15 protein-coding genes are annotated in these 22,970 nt (G+C 46.6%); 9 read left to right on the top strand and 6 right to left on the bottom strand.

Annotated elements, in window-relative coordinates; genetic code table 11:
- Positions 1 to 99: 99 nt before the first annotated feature.
- The 5 genes from ruvA to FXO21_RS13850 form a co-directional block, all read right to left on the bottom strand.
- Positions 100 to 690 (bottom strand): Holliday junction branch migration protein RuvA, encoded by a 591-nt coding sequence (gene ruvA / locus FXO21_RS13870; protein ID WP_149640625.1) that lies wholly within the window; start codon positions 688 to 690, stop codon positions 100 to 102.
- A gap of 33 nt (positions 691 to 723) precedes the next feature.
- Entirely contained in the window at positions 724 to 2,277 is a 1,554-nt protein-coding gene (locus FXO21_RS13865) for a lytic transglycosylase domain-containing protein (protein ID WP_225865682.1), read from the bottom strand.
- Positions 2,278 to 2,494: 217 nt separating this feature from the next.
- Entirely contained in the window at positions 2,495 to 3,958 is a 1,464-nt protein-coding gene (gene gatA / locus FXO21_RS13860) for an Asp-tRNA(Asn)/Glu-tRNA(Gln) amidotransferase subunit GatA (protein WP_149640624.1), read from the bottom strand.
- Between the two features lie 92 nt (positions 3,959 to 4,050).
- A complete protein-coding gene (locus FXO21_RS13855) occupies positions 4,051 to 4,251 on the bottom strand; it encodes a Sec-independent protein translocase subunit TatA/TatB (RefSeq protein WP_031528639.1) in 201 nt (66 codons plus the stop codon).
- A 69-nt stretch (positions 4,252 to 4,320) separates the two neighbouring features.
- Positions 4,321 to 4,752 carry a YkvA family protein gene (locus FXO21_RS13850; RefSeq protein ID WP_225865681.1) on the bottom strand — a complete coding sequence of 144 codons (432 nt, stop codon included), beginning with the start codon at positions 4,750 to 4,752 and terminating at the stop codon, positions 4,321 to 4,323.
- A gap of 194 nt (positions 4,753 to 4,946) precedes the next feature.
- Between FXO21_RS13850 and mdh the strand changes: the two genes are divergently transcribed.
- Both mdh and FXO21_RS13840 read left to right on the top strand, forming a co-directional pair.
- Positions 4,947 to 5,873 carry a malate dehydrogenase gene (gene mdh, locus FXO21_RS13845; protein WP_149640623.1) on the top strand — a complete coding sequence of 309 codons (927 nt, stop codon included), beginning with the start codon at positions 4,947 to 4,949 and terminating at the stop codon, positions 5,871 to 5,873.
- 167 nt (positions 5,874 to 6,040) lie between these two features.
- Entirely contained in the window at positions 6,041 to 8,833 is a 2,793-nt protein-coding gene (locus FXO21_RS13840; RefSeq protein WP_149640622.1) for a TonB-dependent receptor, read from the top strand.
- Between the two features lie 52 nt (positions 8,834 to 8,885).
- Here FXO21_RS13840 and FXO21_RS13835 read toward each other — a convergent pair whose 3' ends face one another.
- A complete protein-coding gene (locus tag FXO21_RS13835) occupies positions 8,886 to 10,262 on the bottom strand; it encodes a hypothetical protein (protein ID WP_149640621.1) in 1,377 nt (458 codons plus the stop codon).
- 179 nt (positions 10,263 to 10,441) lie between these two features.
- Here FXO21_RS13835 and FXO21_RS13830 point away from each other — a divergent pair, with 179 nt between their 5' ends.
- The 7 genes from FXO21_RS13830 (at position 10,442) to FXO21_RS13800 (ending at position 22,959) form a co-directional block, all read left to right on the top strand.
- Complete coding sequence (locus tag FXO21_RS13830; RefSeq protein WP_225865680.1) at positions 10,442 to 13,198, top strand: triple tyrosine motif-containing protein; 2,757 nt, start codon at positions 10,442 to 10,444, stop codon at positions 13,196 to 13,198.
- A 167-nt stretch (positions 13,199 to 13,365) separates the two neighbouring features.
- A complete protein-coding gene (locus FXO21_RS13825) occupies positions 13,366 to 16,398 on the top strand; it encodes a SusC/RagA family TonB-linked outer membrane protein (protein WP_149640619.1) in 3,033 nt (1,010 codons plus the stop codon).
- A gap of 13 nt (positions 16,399 to 16,411) precedes the next feature.
- Positions 16,412 to 17,905 (top strand): RagB/SusD family nutrient uptake outer membrane protein, encoded by a 1,494-nt coding sequence (locus FXO21_RS13820; protein ID WP_149640618.1) that lies wholly within the window; start codon positions 16,412 to 16,414, stop codon positions 17,903 to 17,905.
- Between the two features lie 21 nt (positions 17,906 to 17,926).
- The gene (locus FXO21_RS13815) at positions 17,927 to 18,769 is read left to right on the top strand and encodes a LamG domain-containing protein (protein ID WP_149640617.1); all 843 of its coding nucleotides are present in this window, start codon (positions 17,927 to 17,929) and stop codon (positions 18,767 to 18,769) included.
- Positions 18,770 to 20,443, top strand: coding sequence for a glucoamylase family protein (locus FXO21_RS13810; protein ID WP_149640616.1), 1,674 nt, complete (start codon positions 18,770 to 18,772; stop codon positions 20,441 to 20,443).
- 21 nt (positions 20,444 to 20,464) lie between these two features.
- Positions 20,465 to 21,844 (top strand): glucoamylase family protein, encoded by a 1,380-nt coding sequence (locus tag FXO21_RS13805; RefSeq protein WP_149640615.1) that lies wholly within the window; start codon positions 20,465 to 20,467, stop codon positions 21,842 to 21,844.
- A gap of 134 nt (positions 21,845 to 21,978) precedes the next feature.
- Positions 21,979 to 22,959 carry a Kelch repeat-containing protein gene (locus tag FXO21_RS13800; protein WP_225865679.1) on the top strand — a complete coding sequence of 327 codons (981 nt, stop codon included), beginning with the start codon at positions 21,979 to 21,981 and terminating at the stop codon, positions 22,957 to 22,959.
- The last annotated feature ends 11 nt before the right edge of the window (positions 22,960 to 22,970 follow it).

The following is a 22,970-nucleotide window of genomic DNA, read 5'->3' as shown; positions in this document are numbered from 1 at the left end:
GGTAATATACTTATTTAGAGAAGGTTATACCTACAAACAAATCCATCAAGACGATTTTACCTGCGTAAAGATTTTTACCAAATATCATTGCGGTTCCGATTATCGAAGCGCTAGTTTTATTAAGTTTTCTACTGTTATTTCAGCCCCCTCCCGCTTGATGATCGCGTCGACACTTTTCTCGGCTGTAGCCTTGGGTATTCCCAAAGTGACCAGCGCGGCCAATGCTTCGCTTCTCAAAGTTCCGGAAGAATTGCCTGATGATTTCGAACCTGTTGATACCAGCTCTTCCTTGCGTATTTTATCTTTCAACTCCAGAATTACGCGTTGAGCAGTTTTAGAACCTATTCCTTTGATAGACTGGATCAATCTCAGATCTTCATCTATGATTCCCTGACGGATTTCAGATGATGAGAGAGATGAAAGCATTACAAGAGCCGTCGAAGGACCAATTCCTGAAATTGTGATCAGATCCAGAAAAAGCTTTTTTTCATCGTTCCCCCAAAAACCATATAGTAAATGCGCATCCTCCCGTATACTCAGAAACGTCACGAGCTTGCAACGTTCACCCAAATCGGGAAGAGAGGTATAGGTTTGTAATGATATACGTACTTCGTAGCCCAATCCATTTACATCAATAACCGCATATGCTGGATCTTTGTAAACTACAGTTCCGTTAACGTAGGCAATCATAAAAATAGTATGTGTACTGGGTGGTGTTGAATATTAGGTCGAAATAATCAGTTTTTGTCCAGGTTTAATGGAGTTGCCGCGGATCTTGTTGCGCTTTTTCAACTGACCGACTTCCAATCCGTAACGCTGCGAAATGATCCAGAGGGTATCTCCTTTCTGAACTGTATGGTAGCGTTTTTTTGCGTGCCGGGCAGGATTCGCAGCCTGTTCCTCAGGACGATAAGTAGCAACTGCGACTTTCGCTGCCGGGGCTGTCTCTTTCACTGTTTTGTAGATCACCAATCGCTGCCCTCTGTTGATCGCAGATCTGCGAATGCGGTTCCATTTTCTCAAATCTGCAACGCTCACGCGATACTTGCGGGAGATCGTCGACAATGTTTCTCCGCGACGTACCGTATGCGTAGATTTTTTTGTTCTGTCGCGAGCCACAACCTGCTCGGCCTCGCCGTCTTCCTCTTCGTCATCTGCGTAATTATTATTGCTTACGAGTGCATAAGGGAAAGACTTATTAACTCCCAAAGAATCAGTTGCGTTACTATCCGCTTTTGCGAGCAGTGTACCCTCCGGGAGTTTGCCGCTACATGCGACCATGATGGAATCCCTGTTACTAGTGAAGTAGGTGTACTGAACACTTGGCACTTTTAGCACAAAGTCACGCGTTTGTTGTGGCAGCGAAGTTTTGGTGATCTGGGGATTTAGTTTTTTAAGATCCTCAAAATTCATATCGCTCTGCTGGCAGAGTGCTACCAGATCAATATAACCGTTTACATGTATCGTATCGCTCGGGATCTGGAACTCTGTATTTTCCGGAAAAATGCCGTGATCATGACCATAATTCATCATATAGTTCATGGCTACATATTGCGGCACGTAAGATCTGGTCTCTCTCGGCAACACATTATAAATGGTCCAGAAAGTGGTACCTCTCGACCGGCGCATGGCGCGCTTCACATTGCCGGGACCAGTATTATAGGAGGCTAATGCAAGTTCCCAGTCGCCGAATATCCGGTAGAGTTGTTTAAGGTAAAGACAAGCTGCCTCCGTCGCCTTGGCGGGCTCAAAGCGCTCATCAATGTATTTGTCCTGATGAAGGCCGAATTCGCGCCCGGTTGCTGGCATAAACTGCCACAGCCCGCCGGCCCTTGCGTGAGATATTACGGTCGGATTTAACCCCGACTCAATCATGGAAAGATATTTAAGCTCAGTAGGAAGTCCGTGCTTGGCGAGTGCTTTCTCAAACATGGGAAAATACAGCGGCATTTTCTCCATCATGGTTTGAGTGAACTCGGCTTTTTTGTAGATAAAATATTCTACGAATTCATGGGAAGATTTGTGATAAGTAAGCGGAATCGATTTTTCCAGCTTTGCAAAACGGTTTTTCAGTAATTCCTGAGGAACCGAAGGGGTGGGGCCGATTTCCTCTACTTCTGGCAGGTAAGGCAGAAGTTCTTCTTCTTCCTTAGCTTCTGTCTTAAGTGTATCTGGCTCGAATGTTAATTTCTCCGTTGGAATTTCAGCCTTGACAGGCATGTTCCAGAATCCCGCACACATGGCTCCGAGCCACAATACTTTTTTAGAAAGCCTCATTAATTAAATGTTTTTTGAAGGTTAATCAATTCACGGTTTTCAATGGCTAGTCCCTGTCTTCCTGATGAATCAGAATAATCTTTGACACATTCTATTATTACTCACAAAAATTTACGTGCAGAATAATTTCGGGGTACCGCATCTTATTCTGGCACGATTATTTTTTTGTTACAATTGGTAAATACAGGCCGCTTTCAGCTGGAAATATTAAAAAACATCAGACCTGCTGACTTACACTGTATTCTTTGGCAACCTTCTTATTTAGTTTGGTCAGGTAATCGGCAAAAGCCAGCATTTTTTCTTCACCAAAATAAGGAGCCATTATTTGAATCCCGATAGGCATTCCCTGCTCATCCAAGCCGTTTGGAATGGCCACGGCCGGGTTACCGACGACGTTAGCTTGAACCGTAAAAATGTCAGCAAGATACATTTGCAACGGATCTTCTGTTTTCTCACCAATCGGAAAAGCTGTTGTGGGCGTGACCGGGGAAATAAAGAAATCGAACTGATCGAAGAACCGGTTCGTTTCTTCCCGCACCAATCTTCTAACGCGTTGCGCCTTGGTATAGTATGCGTCGTAGTAATTTGCGCTCAATACAAAAGTACCCAGCAAAATTCTTCTCCTCACTTCTGCGCCGAAAGCTTCTGTACGCGTTTTTTTATACATACTTTCCAGATCGCTCGCATCTGCGCTCCGGTGCCCGTACCGCACCCCATCGAACCGGGACAAATTTGAGCTGGCCTCGGCCGTTGTCAGGATATAGTAGGTAGGTAAAAGAGAGTCAAGCAACGACATTTCAACCGGCACAACTTCATGTCCTTCCGCACTCAGCCGGTTCAAAATTTCCTGAGTTTGCCGGCGAATATCCAAAGAAATCGCCTCATTATCAATCGTATCGCGAATATATCCAATCCTGGCTTTACCTTCCCATGCAAGGGAGGCCGAGTAAGCCGGTACCTTTTTAGTAGAAACTGTGCTGTCGAATTCGTCGCCGCCTGCCATGATTTCCAGTAATAGCGCTGCATCCGCAACGCTTTTGGTAATGGGCCCAATGCAGTCAAAAGAGGATGCATAAGCGATCAGTCCATATCTGGATATCCTGCCGTAGGAGGGTTTCAAACCAACTACTCCGCAAAAGGCCGCTGGCTGACGCACCGATCCGCCCGTATCACTTCCGAGGGAAGCGTGACACATACCTGCCTGAACCGCCACCGCCGAACCGCCCGAAGATCCGCCGGGAACCTTCGAATTATCAGCCGCATTGAGAACAGGACCGAATGAAGAATTTTCGTTGGATGAACCCATCGCAAACTCATCGCAGTTCTGACGACCTATGATGATTGCATCTTCGTCGATCAACCTTTGTACCGCAGTTGCGGTGTAAGGCGCCTGATAAGAATCCAGTATCTGACTTGCCGCCTGCAGGCCGTGACCTTTGTAGGAAAGCACATCTTTAATCCCGATCACTAATCCTGCCAGCCTGCCGGAGGTTCCATTAGCTAATTTAGCATCAATGGCAGCGGCTGCCGCTTTTGCTTCGTCTGCATATACCTCGACAAAAGCATTCAGATGGGCATTAGACTCTATTTTTTGCAAATAATGCTCCACTAACTTGACGCACGTCAAACCTTTTTCACGCAAATCTTCCTGAATTTCGGCCAGCGTCAGATACTCTTTCAATGTAAATTATTTGTGGGGTTGTAAATAAATAATCAGAGCCGTTAAGGGATTAGCTTAAAGGCTCTGGTTATACCTTGGATATGATGGAAGCGTTATTTGGGGTCTTCCATGCTTTTTTCAATATTCTCCTTAACGTCTTTGGTAGCGTTTTTGAATTCATTGATACCCTGCCCCAAACCGCGCATCAACTCAGGAATTTTCTTCGCACCGAAGAAGAGTAAAACGAACAAGGCAACGAAAAATATCTCCTGTCCCCCCAATCCCATAAATGCCAAAACGGTTGCTGATTCCATATCTGTTTCTTTTATAATGTTTACAAAAATAAAAATTCTTTTCTACAGAAACTACTAAATGGTTCTGTTTTATCCTATGTTAATCGTTTTTTCCTGCTTCTCCCAATCGCTGAATTTTCGGATATCATCCCCCAAAGTTTTCATCAGCCAAACTACCAGCGCAACATCATCGGTAACCCCCACAAAAGGCAGAAAATCGGGGACAAGGTCAATCGGAGAAACAAAATAAATTAACACTGCAACGATAGACAGCAAACTTTTCCACGGAAGGCTCTTGTACTGTCCGGAGGCATATGCCCTCACCATCCGGATCAGCACCTGAACACTTGACTGGAAATCGGACAAGTTGTTCTTAAAACCAACCCGCTGCAGCTTCCCTACCACATCCTTTGCCAACTCGAAAAGGCGGCCCGAGTTCCTGGCATAACGCCCCGCTTTCCCTGTTGCGTTCTTAAAAAAAATTGACTGTAAAATCCGTGAAATCATGGGTTCGTCCTTCATTATATTCAGGCAGAAAAAAGTGGTTCGTAATGCCAATATAACTATCAAAATACGTAAAAAATTGCATTTTGGATTACCCTGGTTACTTTTCTGGCAAAAAATCCCATTCCCCTTGGTATTAACAAATTATGTGTTCTACTTTTAGGAGAAAATTCAAAAAGCATTAATTTCTATTCAATTAACCATATTTCCCTATGAAGATCACTGTTGTAGGTGCAGGCGCCGTCGGTGCAACTACTGCCGATAATATTATTCGTCGTGAACTGGCAGAAGAAGTCGTATTGCTCGACATCAAGGAAGGTGTAAGTGAAGGCAAATCCCTGGATATGTATCAAACAGCGGCCTTACTCGGATTCAATACCAAGCCGGTCGGCTCCACCAACGATTATGAAAAAACGAAAGGATCTGATGTAGTGGTCATCACGTCGGGCTTGCCCCGTAAGCCGGGTATGACAAGGGAAGAATTGATCGGCATTAACGCAGGAATTGTAAAGGGTGTAACTGAAAATATTCTCAAATATTCACCCAAGGCAATTATCATCGTGGTATCTAACCCCATGGATACCATGACCTATCTTGCATTGAAAGAATCGGGTATTCCAAAGAAAAGACTGATCGGAATGGGCGGCGCGCTCGATAGCGCACGTTTTAAAACCTATCTGGCAATGGCAATGGATGTATCACCGCTTGATATTCATGGTATGGTGATTGGCGGACACGGTGACACGACCATGATCCCGCTAACCCGCCTGGCAACATACAATGGCATCCCGGTAAGCAGGTTCCTGTCTGCCGAGAAACTGGACAAAGTGGCGGCTGATACGATGGTAGGCGGCGCCACCTTAACAAAACTGATTGGAACCTCTGCCTGGTACGCACCAGGCGCAGCCACATTGCTAATGGTCGAAAGTATTGTCCGTAACCAGAAACGCATTGTTCCCTGCAGCGCTTACCTCAATGGTGAATATGGACAAAAGGATATTTGCATGGGTGTGCCTGTTGTACTCGGCAGAAATGGCTGGGAAAAAATCATTAATCTCCGCCTGAGCGATGCAGAAAAAGCGGCGTTTGAAAAATCAGCAGAAGCCGTTCGTTCAATGAATGGTGCATTGAGTTTGTAAAAATATTTGATTTAAGGTTACCAGCCGGCTCGTTCTCGCGAGCCGGTTTTTTTTCTGCCCAGCCTTTTATACACGATACGAACAGGCATCACGATAATTGAATTTTATAATTAAATATTCATAAAATTACATTAAAGTCTTTCGATTCACCTAAAACACACAGTTATATGAAAACAACACTATGCGCACTACTTATTGTTTTCACTTCGTTTTCGGCGCTTTCTCAGGCCATCAAAGGGAAAATTACGGACGAGAAAAACGGGTCAGCCTTGCCCGGCGTTTCCATTCTGATTCAGGGGACAAATAACGGTACAGTTACCGGTCCCGATGGAAACTTTTCGTTGAATGTTCCCGACGGTTCCTACAAACTCGTGGTTTCATTTATCGGTTACACACCAAAACTTGTGCCGATCGAGGTGACTGCCGGACAATCGTCAGCAGCTAACATTACGCTCACTGAATCTTCCGAACTCCTTAGCGAGATTGTTGTAACCGGTTCCCGCAGCGGCGGTCGTTCGCGTATTGACTCGCCGGTTCCGGTTGATATCATCCCGGTTTCCCAAATTACAAATAATGTCGGGCAGGTAGATATTAACCAGATCCTGACCTACATAGCACCTTCATTCCAGTCGTCCAGGCAAACTATTTCTGACGGTTCGGATCATATTGACCCCGCACAGCTACGCGGACTTGGGCCCGATCAGGTTCTGGTTTTGGTCAATGGTAAAAGAAGGCACCAATCTTCGCTCGTCAATGTCAACGGAACCGTCAACCGCGGCACAGTGGGAACAGATTTGAATGCAATTCCCGCTACGGCTGTCGACAAGATTGAAATCCTGCGCGACGGTGTAGCAGCGCAATACGGTTCTGACGCAATTGCGGGGGTTATCAATATCATTTTAAAATCCAGGACAGGACTGAGTGGAAATGTTTCCTACGGGCAAAATGTGACGGGTTATGAAAAGAACTATGTAATTAACTATGGAAACGATGAGTCCGTCGGCATTTCCGACGGTGGCACGGCCCAGGTAGGATTGAACTATGGCCTAAAAATTGGCCGGAAAGGCTTTTTAAATATCACTGGTGAATACGTAAACCGCGAGGCGACAAACAGAACAGGTACTTACACAGGTCAGATTTTCCCTGCTGCCGACGGCAAAATCATGGACGAACAATTGCTCGGACAGAAAGGGTTGACCCGAAACGACTTTGATATGCGGATTGGAAATTCGAAAGTGAAGGGCGGCGGAATTGTGTTGAATGCCAGTATTCCACTTTCTGACAATCTCGAATTCTACGCATTTGGCGGCTATAATAATAAAAAAGGAAATGCAGCAGGATTTTACAGATATCCCAATTCAGTTCCTGCTGCGGTGCGCACGAATGTTTTTGCTCTATATCCAAATGGCTTTTTACCCGAGATCAACAGCGACGTAACCGATATTTCTGCCGCAGGAGGTTTTAAAGGAAAATTCGGTCAATGGAAGTTTGACCTGAGCAACACATTTGGGAAAAATAATTTCGACTACACCATCTCCAACTCTGTCAATTACACACAGGTTAATACCGCGATGAATATCCAGAGAGCGTTCAATGCAGGCGGAAACGGTTTTTCTCAAAACACGGTCAACCTCGATCTTGGCCGCAAATTCGATGTTTTACACGGACTAAATGTCGCAATAGGCGCCGAGCAGCGAACCGAAAAATATACCATCACCGCGGGAGAGGAAGCCTCTTACAAAAACTATGACGTTGCAGCGGGTGTGGCTGCGGGCGCGCAGGTATTTTCAGGATTTTTTCCTCAAAATGCAGGTTCGCATTCCCGCAACAGTATTGCGGGCTATCTTGACCTGGAACAGGACATTACCAAAGCCTGGGTTTTGAGCGGAGCATTACGTTTTGAGAATTATTCTGATTTTGGCAATACGCTGAACTACAAGCTTTCCACCCGCTATAAATTTACAGACGGCATTGCCTTGCGCGCCTCGGCAAGCAGCGGTTTCCGTGCACCTTCCCTGCAGCAACGCTATTATGCTAAGACAAACACTCTTTTCGTAACCCAAAACGGGCAGCAGGTGGCGCAGGAAAGCGGAACATTCACGAACGACAGCCGGCCAGCTGAAATTTTGGGGATCCCTAAATTGAAACAGGAAACCTCGCAGAGTTTTACAGTAGGAACTACGATCCAGCTGTCAAATGCATTTGAATTGACCATCGACGCATACCAGATCGACATCGACGACCGGATCGTGCTGACTAATAATTTTAATGATGGCGGCAATGCGACATTGAAAGCACAGCTGGCCGCAGCTAATGCTACTACTGCCAATTTTTTTTCGAATGCGGTGGATACCCGATCGCGGGGAATTGAATCTGTTCTTTCCTACAACACAAAATTTGGAGGAAACCAATCGCTTCGGGCAGTTCTCGCAGGTACATTCATTCAAAACAAAGTGAAGAAAGATGCCGACGGAAAGCCAATTATCCACGTGTCGGACATTCTGGTGCAAACCAAACAAGTCAACACCTATTTCAATCGGGAGGATATGAGCCGGTTCGAAATTGCCAGCCCAAAAAACAAGCAAAGCCTGACTGTCAATTACAATATCGGGAAGCTTGGACTGATGCTGCGCGCCGTGCGTTTTGGAGAAGTTACCTACTGGGACCCGACAATTGACCCCACGAAACCTGACTCCTGGCCAGTCAATACATTAACAGGCCAGAAAGAAACCCTGGACCAGACCTTCGGCGCGAAGATCGTTACCGATATTGCTGTTAATTACAATCTGGTCAAAGGAATCAACTTGTCGGTTGGTTCAAACAATCTATTTGATGTATACCAGGATAAGCATACCCACTCCGGAAATGTCAGCCTCGGCCGGTTTGTATATTCCCGCCGCGTACAGCAAATGGGCGTAAACGGGCGGTATGTTTTTGCCAGAATAAATTTCAATTTCTAGCAAAAGTATGGAGCCGGTCTTTTGAAAAACCGGCCCCATACTTTTCTGAACATTATATCGAAATCTGGTATTGCAAAGTCCATGAGCCACGTCTTCCATTCGCTTCCAGCTCATTTGCATTGCTACTGTTGCGGTAAACCGGCCGGTTCTCGTAATTCAGGGACATTTTGCCGGTGTGGCCTTTGATCAGCCAGTTAATGCCCACGTTATAAACGCTCATACCATCCCGGAGGCGCTCATAGTTCGCGTATTGCAAGGATGCGTAAGGCATTAATGTACCCTGGTTTCCCAGCAATCCGTCTTTAAATTTATAACCTGCCTGTGAATAAACTACGCTTCCCGTCCCAAACATCGGGTAAGTATTTCCGTGAGTCCCTCCAACCCCGGCAATGGGCAGGGTAGTGCCAGTAGCCGGGTTCATGCTTCCATTGTAACGTAGATAACCTTTCCCATAGTCAGTTCCAAAATAACCCAAATAAGCAGAAACTGCACTTCCGGTCTGTGCATTCAAAGGCATATCCAGGTAGGCTGCCAACGACCACAAATTCATATTACTATAAAGTGTGTCAGTCATTTCCCTTCGCCAGGTCGCATTCTTTTGTGAGATAATTCCTGCCTCAATATTGAATACCCTGCGTTTGCCCAGATAGGTACCGGTCATGTAGCCTGGAGTAGTATTGTCTTCGGTATCAAAAATGTTATAGACCAGCAATGCATCGAACTGCTTGTGATTTTTTCGTTGTGAAAAACCGGCATTCTGGCTGATCGCGGGAGGTACTGCTCCATTTGTTTCCAGCGGGAAAGGGTCGGCTACCACGACGCGGTAATTGAACTTACCTACCTGCCCGCGACTGTAAACAGCAAGTTTTCTTGAAAACTGATCCGTCTGGTCCACCGTAGCCTGGGCAAATACAGGCACGTCCATTGTCATGATCGAACCGATACCTGGTTGAGAAAAACGGGACAGGCCATTCATAATCGTAAGGCCGCCTCCGAAGCGAATGAAATTGGCCCCTTTACGCTGCACCTCGTATTCACCCAAAGCATCATGAAAAAATGCGGCCACTTTCCGGTTACTTGGCGTACCAGCCGTATTGTACGCCGGAAAAGCGCTCACCTTATTGAAATTGTTCATCCCGAACTGGGTGTAAAAGAAGATTCGATCGGTAATCTGGCCGAATAGCTGCATACGGGTCCGCCTCAACCCGATGTCAAAAGTGTTGGTTTTTGGGTCACCTAAAACGGTTGTTCCCGGGTTGTTTTCATTCAACCGGACCCAGACCTGATTCGTAAACGTCGCCTTCACATAATGTGAACCGGATTCGTTAAGATTGTAGCGGATATCAGGTCGGACACTGTTGTTGGAATCTTTGACCTGAGCCCAGGCAAATGATGAACTGAGCAAAATTAGAGAAAGTACTTTTTTCATTTACTAACGTTATTGTTTTCACTGGCGAATAGCGCATTAGGCCTGTAACAAAGTGTTGAATCGATAATAAAGCTGTTACAATGATTTCCAGCCCGGCTCCAAACCGTTACGCACACTATTCTTTTTCTATCCGTAACCTAAATCATAAGGCACGGTCTGGTGGGGCTATACTTGTATTTTTGTTAATTTTCTTCCGATCATCCGCCCAGGAAACACCGCCGTTAATCAATTTTTTTACATCGGAATACAAAGCCCATAACCAGAACTGGGCGATCAGTCAACGCTCAGATGGCATTATTTATACTGCAAATTCGGACGGGTTGCTGGAATATGACGGGGGGGCTTGGAGACTGTACCCCCTTCCCGACGGACAGATTGTGAGAGCCGTTTTGTGCGACGATTCGGGAAAAGACCAACGGATTTATGTCGGTGGTTTCGCTGAGTTTGGATATTGGCTAAAACAACCGGACGGTCAGCTCAAATATTATTCTCTCAGCAAAAGCGCCAACTTTCAGAGTCTTAAAACGGAGGAAATCTGGCATATCCTTAAGACGCCCGACTACATTTACTTTCAGTCTTTTGCCAAAATTTATCGTTACGACGGAAAAAAGCTCACTGAAATACAGGCTGAGGGAAATTTCATGTTTCTGAAATATGTCCATAACCGTCTGCTTATTCATGTTATAGACCGGGGTATTTATGAATTAAAAGGGGACCGGTTTGAAAGTCTGCCCGGCACCGACGCACTTTCTTCTTCAATTGTTACTTCAATACTTCCGCTTTCCCGTGGCCGCATCTTGATCACAACTACGAAAAACGGTTTACTCGTCTGGGAAAATGGCGAGCTGCGCCCCTGGCAGATCTCACTCACGGACGAGCTGAAAAAGAACATTATCAACAAGGCCATCATTCTTTCCAGCGATAGCAGCATTGCGATCGGCACGATCCAGAATGGCGTTTACATCATCTCAAAGCACGGCGATTCTAAATATCAGTTCAATAAAGAAACCGGATTGCAGAACAATACCGTCATCGCACTGGCAGAAGATCATCGGCAAAAGTTATGGATAGGAATGGACCAGGGGATCAGTCTGGTAGAAATGTCGTCTCCAATCATTTCCTATCAGACCAACGACAATCCGCTTGGGTCGACTTATGCAGCTGCGCTCTGGCGCGGGCGGCTTTATGTTGGTTCCAATAAAGGAGTATTTTCAAAAAAGTGGCCTTCTTCCGAACCTTTCCGCGCTATTCCCGGGCTGGAAGGGCAAACATGGATGCTGAAAGTATTTAACGATCAGCTGCTCTGCGGGCATAACGACGCCACTTTCCGGATAGACGAGCGGGGTGCACACAAGATCTCCAACATAACAGGAGGCTGGGTAATGCTCCCTATTCCCAGCGGAAGTGATACCTTGCTTTTACAGGGAGCCTATAACGGAATGCATGCTTATAAAAAGAATAAGGACGGATACTGGACCTACGCGCACAGTGTAAAAGGCGTGCCGCCCACCCCTATCCGTCAGATTGTTCCGGATGAAAACGGCGTGTTTTGGCTGGCTCACGCCTATAAAGGACTTTTTTCGGCAACGCTCACTGCCAGACTGGATTCTGCTCTAACCTGGAAGGAGTTTAAATCCCCTGACCAGATACCAAGTGAATTTTCCGTAGAGATCATCAAGTGGAAAAATAAAATCCATATCCGGTCGGGAAATGGTTTTCTGAAACCCGGGCCCGGGCAGATACTCAGCAACAGCGCTGAATTTGCACCGGAAGAAGAGTCTTTCAAAGTCCGTACCGGCATTGGCGACGATTGGTTCAAGGTCTTTATCAACCGGATCACCCTTTATTCACCCGGCAAAGAGCCGAAAGAACTGCCGCTTCAGCTCATCAGAAACAGCGAAACCGTTATTCCTCTGACGAATAACCATTATTTCTTTTGTCTCGACAATGGCTACGCTTTGTTTAACAGGACTTTGAATCTGGACGAAGGTGGAGTCAGATTGGCCCCGGTTGTCAGGAGAGTCTCCAATCTTAGGAACCTGACCGAAACATTCCACCTATCGGGTAACCCGGCGCTTCCCGCTGAGGTACGTGCTTTGCGGATCAACTATGCCCTGCCTGAATATGGGCGCACTGTTCAGTACCGTTACCGGCTTCGTGGCCTCACCGACCAATGGTCTGAGTGGACGGATCAGAGTTTCGTCGAATTCACCAATCTGGAATCGGCCGACTATGTATTTGAAGTTCGCAGCAGCCTGAATGACCTTGTAACTGCTTACCGGTTCAGCGTGCAGCCCCGATGGCGGGAAACGCTCGTTGCCCGGATATTCTTTGCCTTACTGATTGCGGCAGCGCTGATCGGACTAATTTTCTATCAGGAAAAGCGCCTTGACAGACATCGCAAAAAACTGATTGCGGAGCAGGAAGAAAAATTACGCCAGCAGCGTCTATCCAGCGAAAGGCAGATCATGCAGATACAAAATGAAAAGCTGCAAAGCGAAATTCAGAGCAAAAGCCAGCAGCTCAGCAATGTGGCGATCAATGTAGTGCGTAAAAATGAGATACTGGAAGAGATCAGCAACGAGCTGAAACAGGTGAAAGCCGAACTTGGCCAGCAACTTCCGAATATCCATTATCAGAAACTATTGCATAGCATTGAGCGCAATGTGGCCGGCAAGGACGACTGGCTGCTATTCGAACAAAACTTTGATGAAGTGCACGAGCATTTCTTTAAAAGGCTGCGGCAATTCTGCCCTACCATCTCTCCTTCGGAGCTCAGGCTTGCAGCCTGCCTTCGCATGAATTTATCCACTAAAGAAATGGCCCCTGCCCTGGGGATTTCTGTCCGTGGTGTGGAAATAAAACGCTACCGGCTGCGGAAAAAACTAGGGCTTGGTATGGATGCCAACCTGGTTGATTACATGATGGACATTTAGCGCCATTGGATTAATCCTGAGCAAAACTTCATTCACAGTAAAAATCCTTGCATTATTCCAATTGATGTAGTGGTGATGTAGTCCATTTTTTGATTTACGCTATTCTTAGGATTTAAATTTGAAGACAATTAATTCTTTTAATAGTTCAATCAACTAATTGATACCAAATGAAAACTACTGTACGGCTACTGTACATCTTTTTGTTTCTGGCATTTGGAACACTATCCTACGCGCAGGACATTGATGTGACAGGAAAAGTAACATCTGCGACAGACGGCTCAGCTTTACCAGGAGCCAGCGTGCTGATAAAGGGGACTACAACCGGCGTCCCCACCGATGCCGAAGGAAATTTTGCAATCAAAGTCCCCTCGGGTCAAGCCATTCTCGTTTTTTCAATGATCGGGATGACGCCCCAGGAAATCACCGTGGGTACTCAGACGGTCATTAATGTCGGATTACAGGAAGACGCCAAGGCTTTATCCGAGGTGGTGGTTGTCGGGTATGGTACGCAGCGAAAACTGGATGTGACGGGTTCTGTGGTGCAGATCAAAGGCGAGGACATTTCGAAACAACCTTCCATGAATGCCGTGAGCGGCTTGCAGGGTAAGGTTGCGGGGGTTCAGATCAATAATTCGGGAAAACCGGGCGAGGCACCTCAAATCAGGATCAGGGGCGTAGGGACCGCTTACGGCAGTGCTAATCCGCTGTATGTCGTTGATGGAGTCTGGTTTGATGATATCAGCTTTCTTAATTCAGGCGATATTGAGAGCATGAACATTCTGAAAGATGCTTCCAGCCAGTCCATCTACGGTGTGAGAGCAGCAAACGGGGTTGTTTTGATCACAACTAAAAAAGGAAAATCCGGACAGGCTGTTGTGAATTACGACGGATTTGTCGGCTTCCAAAAAGTGACCAACCAGATCAAAATGGCAAATGCAAATGAATATGCCACAATGGTCAACGAATTGAGCCGGATCAATGGAAAGGAAGACGTTCTCGACCCGAGCCAATTTGGGGAAGGTACCGACTGGTACCACCAAATTCTCAGAAACGCACTGGTAACCAATCATCAGGTGTCGGTCAGCGGAGGCGGAGAGAAATCGACTTACAATTTCTCACTCGGATACCTGGATCAAAATGGTGTTGTAGAGAAAAATAACTTCAAGCGCTATACAGCCCGTTTACAAAGCGATTTCCAGGTATTAAAAAATCTGAAAGTAGGTTATACGGCTACTGGTTCATTCAGCAAGTCGAAAGATGAAGCAGGAGGTATTTTCCGGCAGTTATATGCAGCTGGCCCGGTTGTACCGGTTTATTACGACGACGGTACTTACGGTGATCCGACGGATTATAATCTGGGTGACGGTAACAACTTCAATCCTCAGGTAACCATTGATTTTTTCAATCAGAATACAAAAAAGACACTTCTGACAGGTAATGCTTACGCGGAACTCAACCTTTTCAAAGGCCTTACCTTCAAAACCAGCCTGGGGGGGCGCTATTCGCAGGACGAAACGCGGGCCTATGTCCGTGAGTACGTTGCTACATTTAAACAACGTAATACGACCAGCCAGTTGACTTTTACAAGACCGCAGGCCCGGTACTGGATCTTTGAAAATACATTGACCTATACCAAGGAATTCGGCGATCACAGTCTGACTGCATTGCTGGGACAATCTGCACAACGCGATCAATCATACAAACTGACAGCCAGTGCACTCAACGTACCGTATTCAAGTGAGGGGGATTTGTACCTGACCCTGGGCAATACCGACGGGCGGAATGTGGTGGACGAAGGTGATCTGGGAACCTATGCATCGTATTTCGGTCGCGTAAATTATTCTTTCGGTGACCGCTATCTGCTGAATGCTTCTTTACGTGCGGATGGTTCTTCCAAATTCTTCGAAGGCGGCAATGCATGGGGTTACTTTCCATCCGTGGGAGCCGGCTGGGTAATCAGCAACGAAGGCTTCATGAAAAGTCAGACCGTTTTCGACAATCTGAAACTGAGAGGTAGCTGGGGTAAAATCGGTAATGCTTCGGTTCCTTCCAATTTATCGACCCTCACCGTCGCGACCGGCGGTGGACTGGCTGCGATTTTTGGCGGACAGCTGAATACCGGTGCAAGCATCAATACCATCATCCCTCCCACTACTGTTTGGGAAAGAGGCGTCGGTACAGACTTTGGTATTGAGGCTGGATTTCTCAAATCCAGATTGACCATTGAACTGGATTATTATGTCAAGAAAACGGAAAGGGCAATTTTTGACATTCCTGTATTGACTTCAATCGGAACTGAATCGGGTCGTATTGTAGGAAACCAGGCAACTTTCCAGAATAAGGGTTTTGAATTTGCCCTATCCTGGCGCGATGATATTGGCGATGACCTTTCTTACAGCATTGGTTTCAATGGAGGTATTAATGACAACAAAGTTTTGTCGGTAACCTCAGGTGCTAATCCTATTTATGACGGGGGCGTCGGCCTGACGAGTGGCGCACTTGCAACCAGGACCGTAGTAGGTGATCCGATCGGTTCATTTTATGGATTTGTTGTTGATGGAATCTTCCAAACTCAGGACGAGATCAAGAATTCTGCACAGTCCAATGCAAAGCCGGGAGATTTTCGTTACCGGGATATCAGCGGAACCAACGGTACCCCCGACGGAGCTATCACAGGTCTGGACAGACAGGTAATCGGAAATCCAAACCCCAAATTCACCTACGGCATCAATACCAACTGGAACTATAAAAATTTTGATTTGATGCTTGATTTCCAGGGGGTTTCAGGAGTTGACATTTACAATGCAAACCTGGGCTGGCGTTATGGAAATGAGAACTTCACCAAAGACTACTTCGATAATCGCTGGCATGGTGAAGGAACTTCCAACACTTACCCTTCTGCCAACATCGGAGGCGGCCAGAATTATATGCCTAACACTTTCTTTGTGCAGAGCGGCAGCTATTTCAGGGTTCGAAATGCGCAGCTTGGCTTCACGCTACCGCAAACGGTTAGTGAAAAGATGAAAATCAGAAAGCTGCGCCTGTATGCGAATGCGCAGAATGCATTGAATTTCTTCAAATACAAAGGCTTATCTCCTGAGGTTCGGGCTAACGAAAACAAGCCTACCCAGGCGGGGATCGATGCCAATGTGTACCCGCTTTCGGCTACTTACAACTTCGGTATCAATGTTACTTTCTAATATCAGAATCAACATGAAGACTATAAATTTTAAGAACAATATTCGCAAAACCAGTCTGTACCTCGGGCTCGCGGGCTTGCTGATTATACCTTCTGCCTGCGATGAAAGCTTCCTGGACACCGACCCTCAGGGTAAGCAGGCGGGTACCATTTTCTGGCAAAATGAAGGGGATGCTACAAAAGCAGTGAATGCAATGTATGCGAACCTGAGAAGCTGGAACAATACTGCATTTGCACCAATTGCAGTCGAAAGTATAGGTTCGGACGATGCCGAGAAAGGCAGTATAGCCTCTGATGCACCTTTTTTCAATGACTATGATACATTCAAAATAGGGTCTACCGACGGGCAGCTGGGCGGCTTCTGGCAAGGTCAGTATCAGAATATCAATTATGCCAACCAGGTAATTGGAAATATTCCTGCTATCGCGATGGATGAAACGCTCAAAGCGAGGTATATCGCAGAAGCGAAGTTTGTCCGGGCATATTCACATTTCAGATTAGTCCGTGCGTTTGGCGATGTTCCCCTTCGGATGGCAGTACCAAAGGATGCGACCGAATATAACATTCCACGCACACCAAAAGCAGAAGTTTATGCTGCTATTGAGCAGGATCTGGCTGAGGCGGCTGCGGTGTTGCCGCAAAGTTACGGCGCCGCCGATCTCGGTCGTGTTACCAAAGGCGCCGCACTTTCGCTTCATGCAAAAGTGGCGATGTACCAGGCGAAATGGCAGCAGGTTTTTGACCTGACCAGTCAGGTGATTTCCTCAGGCCAATACAAGCTTTTTCCCCAGTACGAAGCACTTTTCCGTGTTCCGAATGAAAATTCAACCGAGTCTATTTTCGAAATCCAGAATGAACTGATCCAGTCGAATAAAGATGCCTCCAACTCCCAGTATTCTCAGGTTCAGGGTGTGCGCGGCGTTGTAGGCGGAGGTTGGGGTTTTAATGTTCCTACAAAAGCGTTGGCTGATGCATTCGAGACAGGAGATCCTAGAAGAGATGCTACGATCATTTTCCGCGGTGAAACCACTCCTTCCGGCGATGCGATCCCGGCAGTAGGCGATAATCCAATGTACAACCAGAAGTCCTATGTTCCATTGAGTATGTTCGTAAATGGCTTTAACGAAGGAGCGCAGCAGAACGTCAGAGTAATCCGGTATGCAGAGGTTTTGCTGATGAATGCCGAGGCGGCCAATGAACTCGGTAATGCCACTCAGGCGCTTGCTTCGCTCGAATTGGTGCGTGCGCGGGCCAGGGGCACGTTGAAAAATGTTCTCCCAAAGGTTACATTAACGGAGAAAACAGCCTTGCGCAACGCAATCTGGCACGAGCGGCACGTTGAGCTGGCGATGGAATTTGACCGGTATTTCGATGTGATCCGCCAGGGAAGAGCAGCCGAGATCTTCGGACCGAAAGGCTGGACAGCGAATAAAAATGAAGTATGGCCGGTTCCGCAGACAGAGATAGATCTCAGTGGAGGTACATTGACCCAAAATCCAGGATATTAATCGTAAACGCCAATTCTATCGATGAAAACTTTTAGAAGTAAACTGAACTTGATAATCGGCACCCTGCTGGTTACCGGAATGTCTTCGTGCTACGAAAAATTTGACCCTGAGAGTTATGCGCCTGCTGTTTCCATCGGCGGGTTCACAAGCTCGGCGGAGATAGCAGCTACAAACCTCGTCGCTTACTTCCCATTTGATGGTGATTATTCCGATGCCGTTTCGAAAACAGCGGGCGTCAATACCGGTACTGCTTTTGCGAATGGTCTGAAAGGCCAGGCCATGCGTGGAGCGAAAAACGGTTACGTGCTTTTTGAACCTACAACAGCGATTCTGGGGCTGCAAAGCTTTACCATGACCTATTGGGTCAACAGCCCTTCCACTACTGCTGCGGGAGGTGTTATCGGTTTGGTTGGACTTTCTAAAAAGGATGGATTTTGGGGAAACATTGACACTTTCTTTGAAAATGGAGGCACAGGTAATGACGGTATCTTCAAGGCACATATTCAGAATGACACCATAGATACCTGGGTTTCCAAAGAAGGGATTGTCAACCTTTACAACTCCTGGACGCATCTTTCGCTGTCTTACGATGCCCCCTCCTCTACTTTTTCTATTTACGTCAATGGTTCCAAAACCGCTACTGCCACGGTTGCCAAATTTGGCAATCTTAAATGGAAAAATCCGGGCAAAATGGTTTTCGGAACAGTTCAGTTTCAAACTTCACCAAGTCTGACCACCGCTTCCAAAGGAGAACCCTGGGCTAGTTACCTCACAGGCTCACTGGATGAAGTGCGTATCTATAATGTCGCTTTGAAAGACAATGAAATAGACGCGCTGGTCAAACTGGAATCAAGAGGAAAATAAATGCATTTTAAAAACCTGATACTGATCGGATTGTTACTATGGCTCGGGATCTCCTGTAAAACAGAAAGTGAACCCGGGCCTGAAAAACCTGTAATTCCCTCCTCCTTCGAATTCAACAGCCTGAAAGTCAACAACTCCTTCTCAGGTTTTAATTACAAAAACGTGAACCTGAAACCAGATATCAGGTTCACGTTTTCAACCACCATTAACAATACCTCCCTCACAGAAGGAATCACCTTTACCAGTCAGGCGGGTGAGAAAATACCTTTTTCTGCTACATTGGAAAACGGTGACAGCTCGGTTCTGGTAGTGCCGGCTTCTGATCTGGAATATTTAAATGCGTACACGGTTTCGGCAACAAAGGCATTGACGTCGAAAACCAATGGCACCCTGCTGAATGCGGTGGCTGTGAACCTGACCACGCAACTGGACAGCACCGATAAGTTTCCCGTTCTGTCGGACGAAGCACTGCTAACTCTGGTTCAACAGCAAACTTTTAAATACTTCTGGGATTTTGCCCACCCGGTCAGCGGGCTGGCCCGGGAACGTAACACCTCGGGCGACGTCGTGACCAGTGGTGGAAGTGGTTTCGGGATTATGACAATACCTGTTGCGATAGAAAGGAAATTCATTACCCGCGTCCAGGGAGCCGAACGAATGCAAAAAATTGCCGCTTTCCTGAAAACCAACGCACAAAAATTTCACGGTGCATTCCCGCATTGGTTAAACGGCGCAACTGGTGCAGTTGTCCCGTTCAGTGAAAAAGATAATGGCGCAGATCTGGTTGAAACCGCTTTTCTGGTACAAGGGCTACTCACTGCACGCCAGTATTTTAATGCAAATACAACTGTCGAAACTGCTTTGCGTGCTGATATCAATGCGATCTGGGAAGGTGTTGAATGGGATTGGTTTCAAAAAAGTAACGAGAATGTGCTGTACTGGCATTGGAGCCCCAATTTTGGCTGGGAAATGAACCACCAGATCCGGGGCTGGAATGAATGTCTGATCACTTACGCGCTCGCCGCCTCCTCTCCGACACATGGTATTTCAAAAGCCGTTTACGACAATGGCTGGGCCAGATCGGGAGATTTGAAGAATGGGAATAGCTACCATCATATTAACCTGCCACTGGGCGAAGCTTATGGCGGTCCGCTGTTTTTTTCGCACTACTCTTTTCTTGGACTCAATCCGACAGGCCTCGCTGACCAGTACACTAACTATTTCACTCAAAACAAAAACCATTCATTAATCAACTATAATTACTGCATTGCTAATCCACAGCAATTTAACGGATATAGCGACCAGTGCTGGGGACTTACCGCAAGCGACATTCCGAACGGGTACAATGCAAATTCCCCTACCAACGACAAAGGTGTTATCACGCCGACTGCTGCATTGTCAGCATTTCCTTATACGCCTGCCGAGTCGATGAAGGCCCTCAGATTTTTCTATTACAAGCTTGGAGATAAAATCTGGGGCCAATACGGGTTTCATGATGCATTCTCGCTGGATCAGCTATGGTTTGCAGACTCCTACCTCGCTATCGACCAGGGGCCGATCGTGATCATGATCGAAAACCATCGCAGCGAATTGCCCTGGAAACTTTTCATGAGCGCCCCGGAAGTGAAGACAGGCCTGAAAAAACTGGGATTTTCAAGTCCTAACATCAATTAAGTGTTATCTAAAAACTCAATCATGAAGATTTCCTTCTATTACATCCTTGGAATATTACTGCTGTTCGCGAAAGTGGACAGCCATGCACAGAAGAAAAAGTCTGCTACCACCACAAAACCGGCAGCCTTTAATGCCGCTGAAAGGCCTAAAAACCTTTCGGATACTGCACTATTAGAACTGGTTCAAAAACAGACCTTTCGCTACTTCTGGGAGTTTGGCCACCCGGTCAGCGGCATGTCACGCGAGCGGAGCAATATTGCTTTTGACTACGGCGACGAAGTCGTTACCACAGGCGGAACCGGCTTTGGAATTATGGCGATGATCGTGGCAGCCGAAAGAAAATGGCAGCCGCGCGATTCCGTCGCTGCGCGTTTGCTGAAAATGGTGAAATTCCTATCCAAGGCAGATCACTACCATGGGATATTCCCCCATTGGCTCAATGGCGCTACCGGGAAGATCGTGCCTTTTGGCAGAAAAGACGATGGCGGTGATCTGGTAGAATCCTCTTTTCTTTTTCAGGGATTACTGGCCGCACGTCAGTATTTCGACCGGGACAATGACCTGGAAAGAGATTTACGCAACCGGATCCAATGGATATGGAGTGAAGCAGAGTGGGATTGGTACACCAGGGGAAACCCTAATCAGCTTTATTGGCATTGGAGCCCAAATAATGGCTGGGCAATGAATTTTGAGCTGAGAGGATATAATGAAACCCTGATTACCTACATTATGGCGGCCGCCTCTCCACGCTACCCTATTACTTCGCAGGTTTATCATAAATGCTGGGCACAAAGTGACCATTTCAAGAATGGCAAAGAGTATCACGGAATCAAATTGCCGCTTGGCTTCGAGTATGGCGGTCCGCTTTTTTTCGCGCATTATTCATTTTTAGGGCTTGACCCACGCAAGCTGAAAGACCAGTACGCTGATTATTGGGAACAAAATGTCAATCACACTTTGATCAACTATAAGCATTGCGTAGAAAATCCGGGCAAGTTTAAGGGTTACGGTGAAAATAGCTGGGGACTGACCGCGAGTGATACATACAACGGTTACAATGCCCATTCCCCGACAAATGATTTTGGCACGATCACGCCCACGGCAGCGCTTTCTTCCTTTCCCTACACACCCAAAGAATCCATGAAAGCATTGCGTCATTTTTACGACGATCTGGGAGATAAAATTTGGAGTGAATATGGCTTCGTAGATGCATTCAACGAATCGCAGAACTGGTACGCAAAATCACACCTGGCGATTGACCAGGGGCCGATCATCGTGATGATTGAGAATTACCGTACCGGCCTGCTTTGGAAACTCTTTATGAAAGATCCGGACGTTCAAACCGGCCTTAAAAAGCTTGGATTTGAAAGCCCGGCTCTGGAAATAAGTAGTAAAAATTGATCACTTTTTGACCTAAATTAACCGAAAGACCAGCTAGCCACTGGTCTTTCGGTTTTAAAAAATATAATTGTATCTTGATGATGTTTTCCATCGAAAATGATTCGTTCGCCAGCCCTCATTTATACACGAAAATCATGGCAAAATATCACAAATTTACGATCCCTCTCCTGCTTTTCAACCTGCTGCTGATAACCGCTTCAGCGCAGATGTGGAAGGTTTCGGAACCCGAAAATCTTCCAGAAAAACGGCATGAAAATGCAATGGCCACTGCAAATGGAAAGCTTTACCTGCTTGGTGGTCGTGGGCTGAAACCGGTGGATGAATATGATTTTAAAAAGGATTCATGGACAAGTCTTGCTCAAACGCCGCTCGAGATGAGCCATTTCCAGGCGGTTACTTATAAAAATGAAATTTATGTACTGGGTGCGTTCACAGGCGGCTACCCGCACGAAATACCCATTCCTGATATTTACATCTTCAACCCCATCAAAAATGAGTGGCGCAAAGGTGCTGCAATTCCGGAAAACCGCAGAAGGGGCGCGGCTGGTGCGTTTGTGATGAACGACAAGATTTACCTGGTTTGCGGGATTCAGGATGGTCACTGGGACGGGCAGGTAACATGGTTCGACGAATTTGACCCGGCAACTGAAACCTGGAAGACGCTGCCCGACGCACCTCGACCGAGAGATCACGTGCAAGTGGCTGTTTTGAACAATAAATTGTATGTAGCAGGCGGCCGGCTTTCCACTGCGCGTATTAACCAGGTGCTGAATACAGTTATTAAAGAGGTTGACGTTTTTGATTTCAAAACCGGCAAATGGACTACGCTGCCGGCAGAGAACAACCTTCCTACTTTACGTGCCGGCAATACTACGGTAACTTTCGACAACAAAATCCTGGTGATCGGCGGAGAAAGTGACGCACATGTGGAAGCGCACAACGAAGTAGAAGCCTTTGATCCTCAGACAAATAAATGGGAGAAATTACCCTCCCTGCACCAGGGTCGCCACGGCACCCAGGCTGTTTCCCTGAACAAGAAGATATACATCGCAGCAGGTTCGGCCAATCGTGGCGGCGGGCCTGAGCTAAACGATATGGAAATCCTCAATAAGTAGCTGCAATTTTT

It is taken from the genome of Dyadobacter sp. UC 10 (assembly GCF_008369915.1).
Lineage (GTDB): Bacteria > Bacteroidota > Bacteroidia > Cytophagales > Spirosomataceae > Dyadobacter.
This window is presented reverse-complemented; position numbering and strand designations above follow the sequence as displayed.

Bases quoted from the DNA above. Each gene is read 5' to 3' on its own strand.
- FXO21_RS13850 (WP_225865681.1), bottom strand. From the start codon at position 4,752: ATGAAGGACGAACCCATGATTTCACGGATTTTACAGTCAATTTTTTTT.
- ruvA (WP_149640625.1), bottom strand. From the start codon at position 690: ATGATTGCCTACGTTAACGGAACTGTAGTTTACAAAGATCCAGCATAT.
- mdh (WP_149640623.1), top strand. From the start codon at position 4,947: ATGAAGATCACTGTTGTAGGTGCAGGCGCCGTCGGTGCAACTACTGCC.
- FXO21_RS13810 (WP_149640616.1), top strand. From the start codon at position 18,770: ATGCATTTTAAAAACCTGATACTGATCGGATTGTTACTATGGCTCGGG.
- FXO21_RS13825 (WP_149640619.1), top strand. From the start codon at position 13,366: ATGAAAACTACTGTACGGCTACTGTACATCTTTTTGTTTCTGGCATTT.
- FXO21_RS13800 (WP_225865679.1), top strand. From the start codon at position 21,979: ATGGCAAAATATCACAAATTTACGATCCCTCTCCTGCTTTTCAACCTG.
- FXO21_RS13835 (WP_149640621.1), bottom strand. From the start codon at position 10,262: ATGAAAAAAGTACTTTCTCTAATTTTGCTCAGTTCATCATTTGCCTGG.
- FXO21_RS13840 (WP_149640622.1), top strand. From the start codon at position 6,041: ATGAAAACAACACTATGCGCACTACTTATTGTTTTCACTTCGTTTTCG.
- FXO21_RS13820 (WP_149640618.1), top strand. From the start codon at position 16,412: ATGAAGACTATAAATTTTAAGAACAATATTCGCAAAACCAGTCTGTAC.
- FXO21_RS13815 (WP_149640617.1), top strand. From the start codon at position 17,927: ATGAAAACTTTTAGAAGTAAACTGAACTTGATAATCGGCACCCTGCTG.
- FXO21_RS13855 (WP_031528639.1), bottom strand. From the start codon at position 4,251: ATGGAATCAGCAACCGTTTTGGCATTTATGGGATTGGGGGGACAGGAG.
- FXO21_RS13805 (WP_149640615.1), top strand. From the start codon at position 20,465: ATGAAGATTTCCTTCTATTACATCCTTGGAATATTACTGCTGTTCGCG.
- FXO21_RS13865 (WP_225865682.1), bottom strand. From the start codon at position 2,277: ATGAGGCTTTCTAAAAAAGTATTGTGGCTCGGAGCCATGTGTGCGGGA.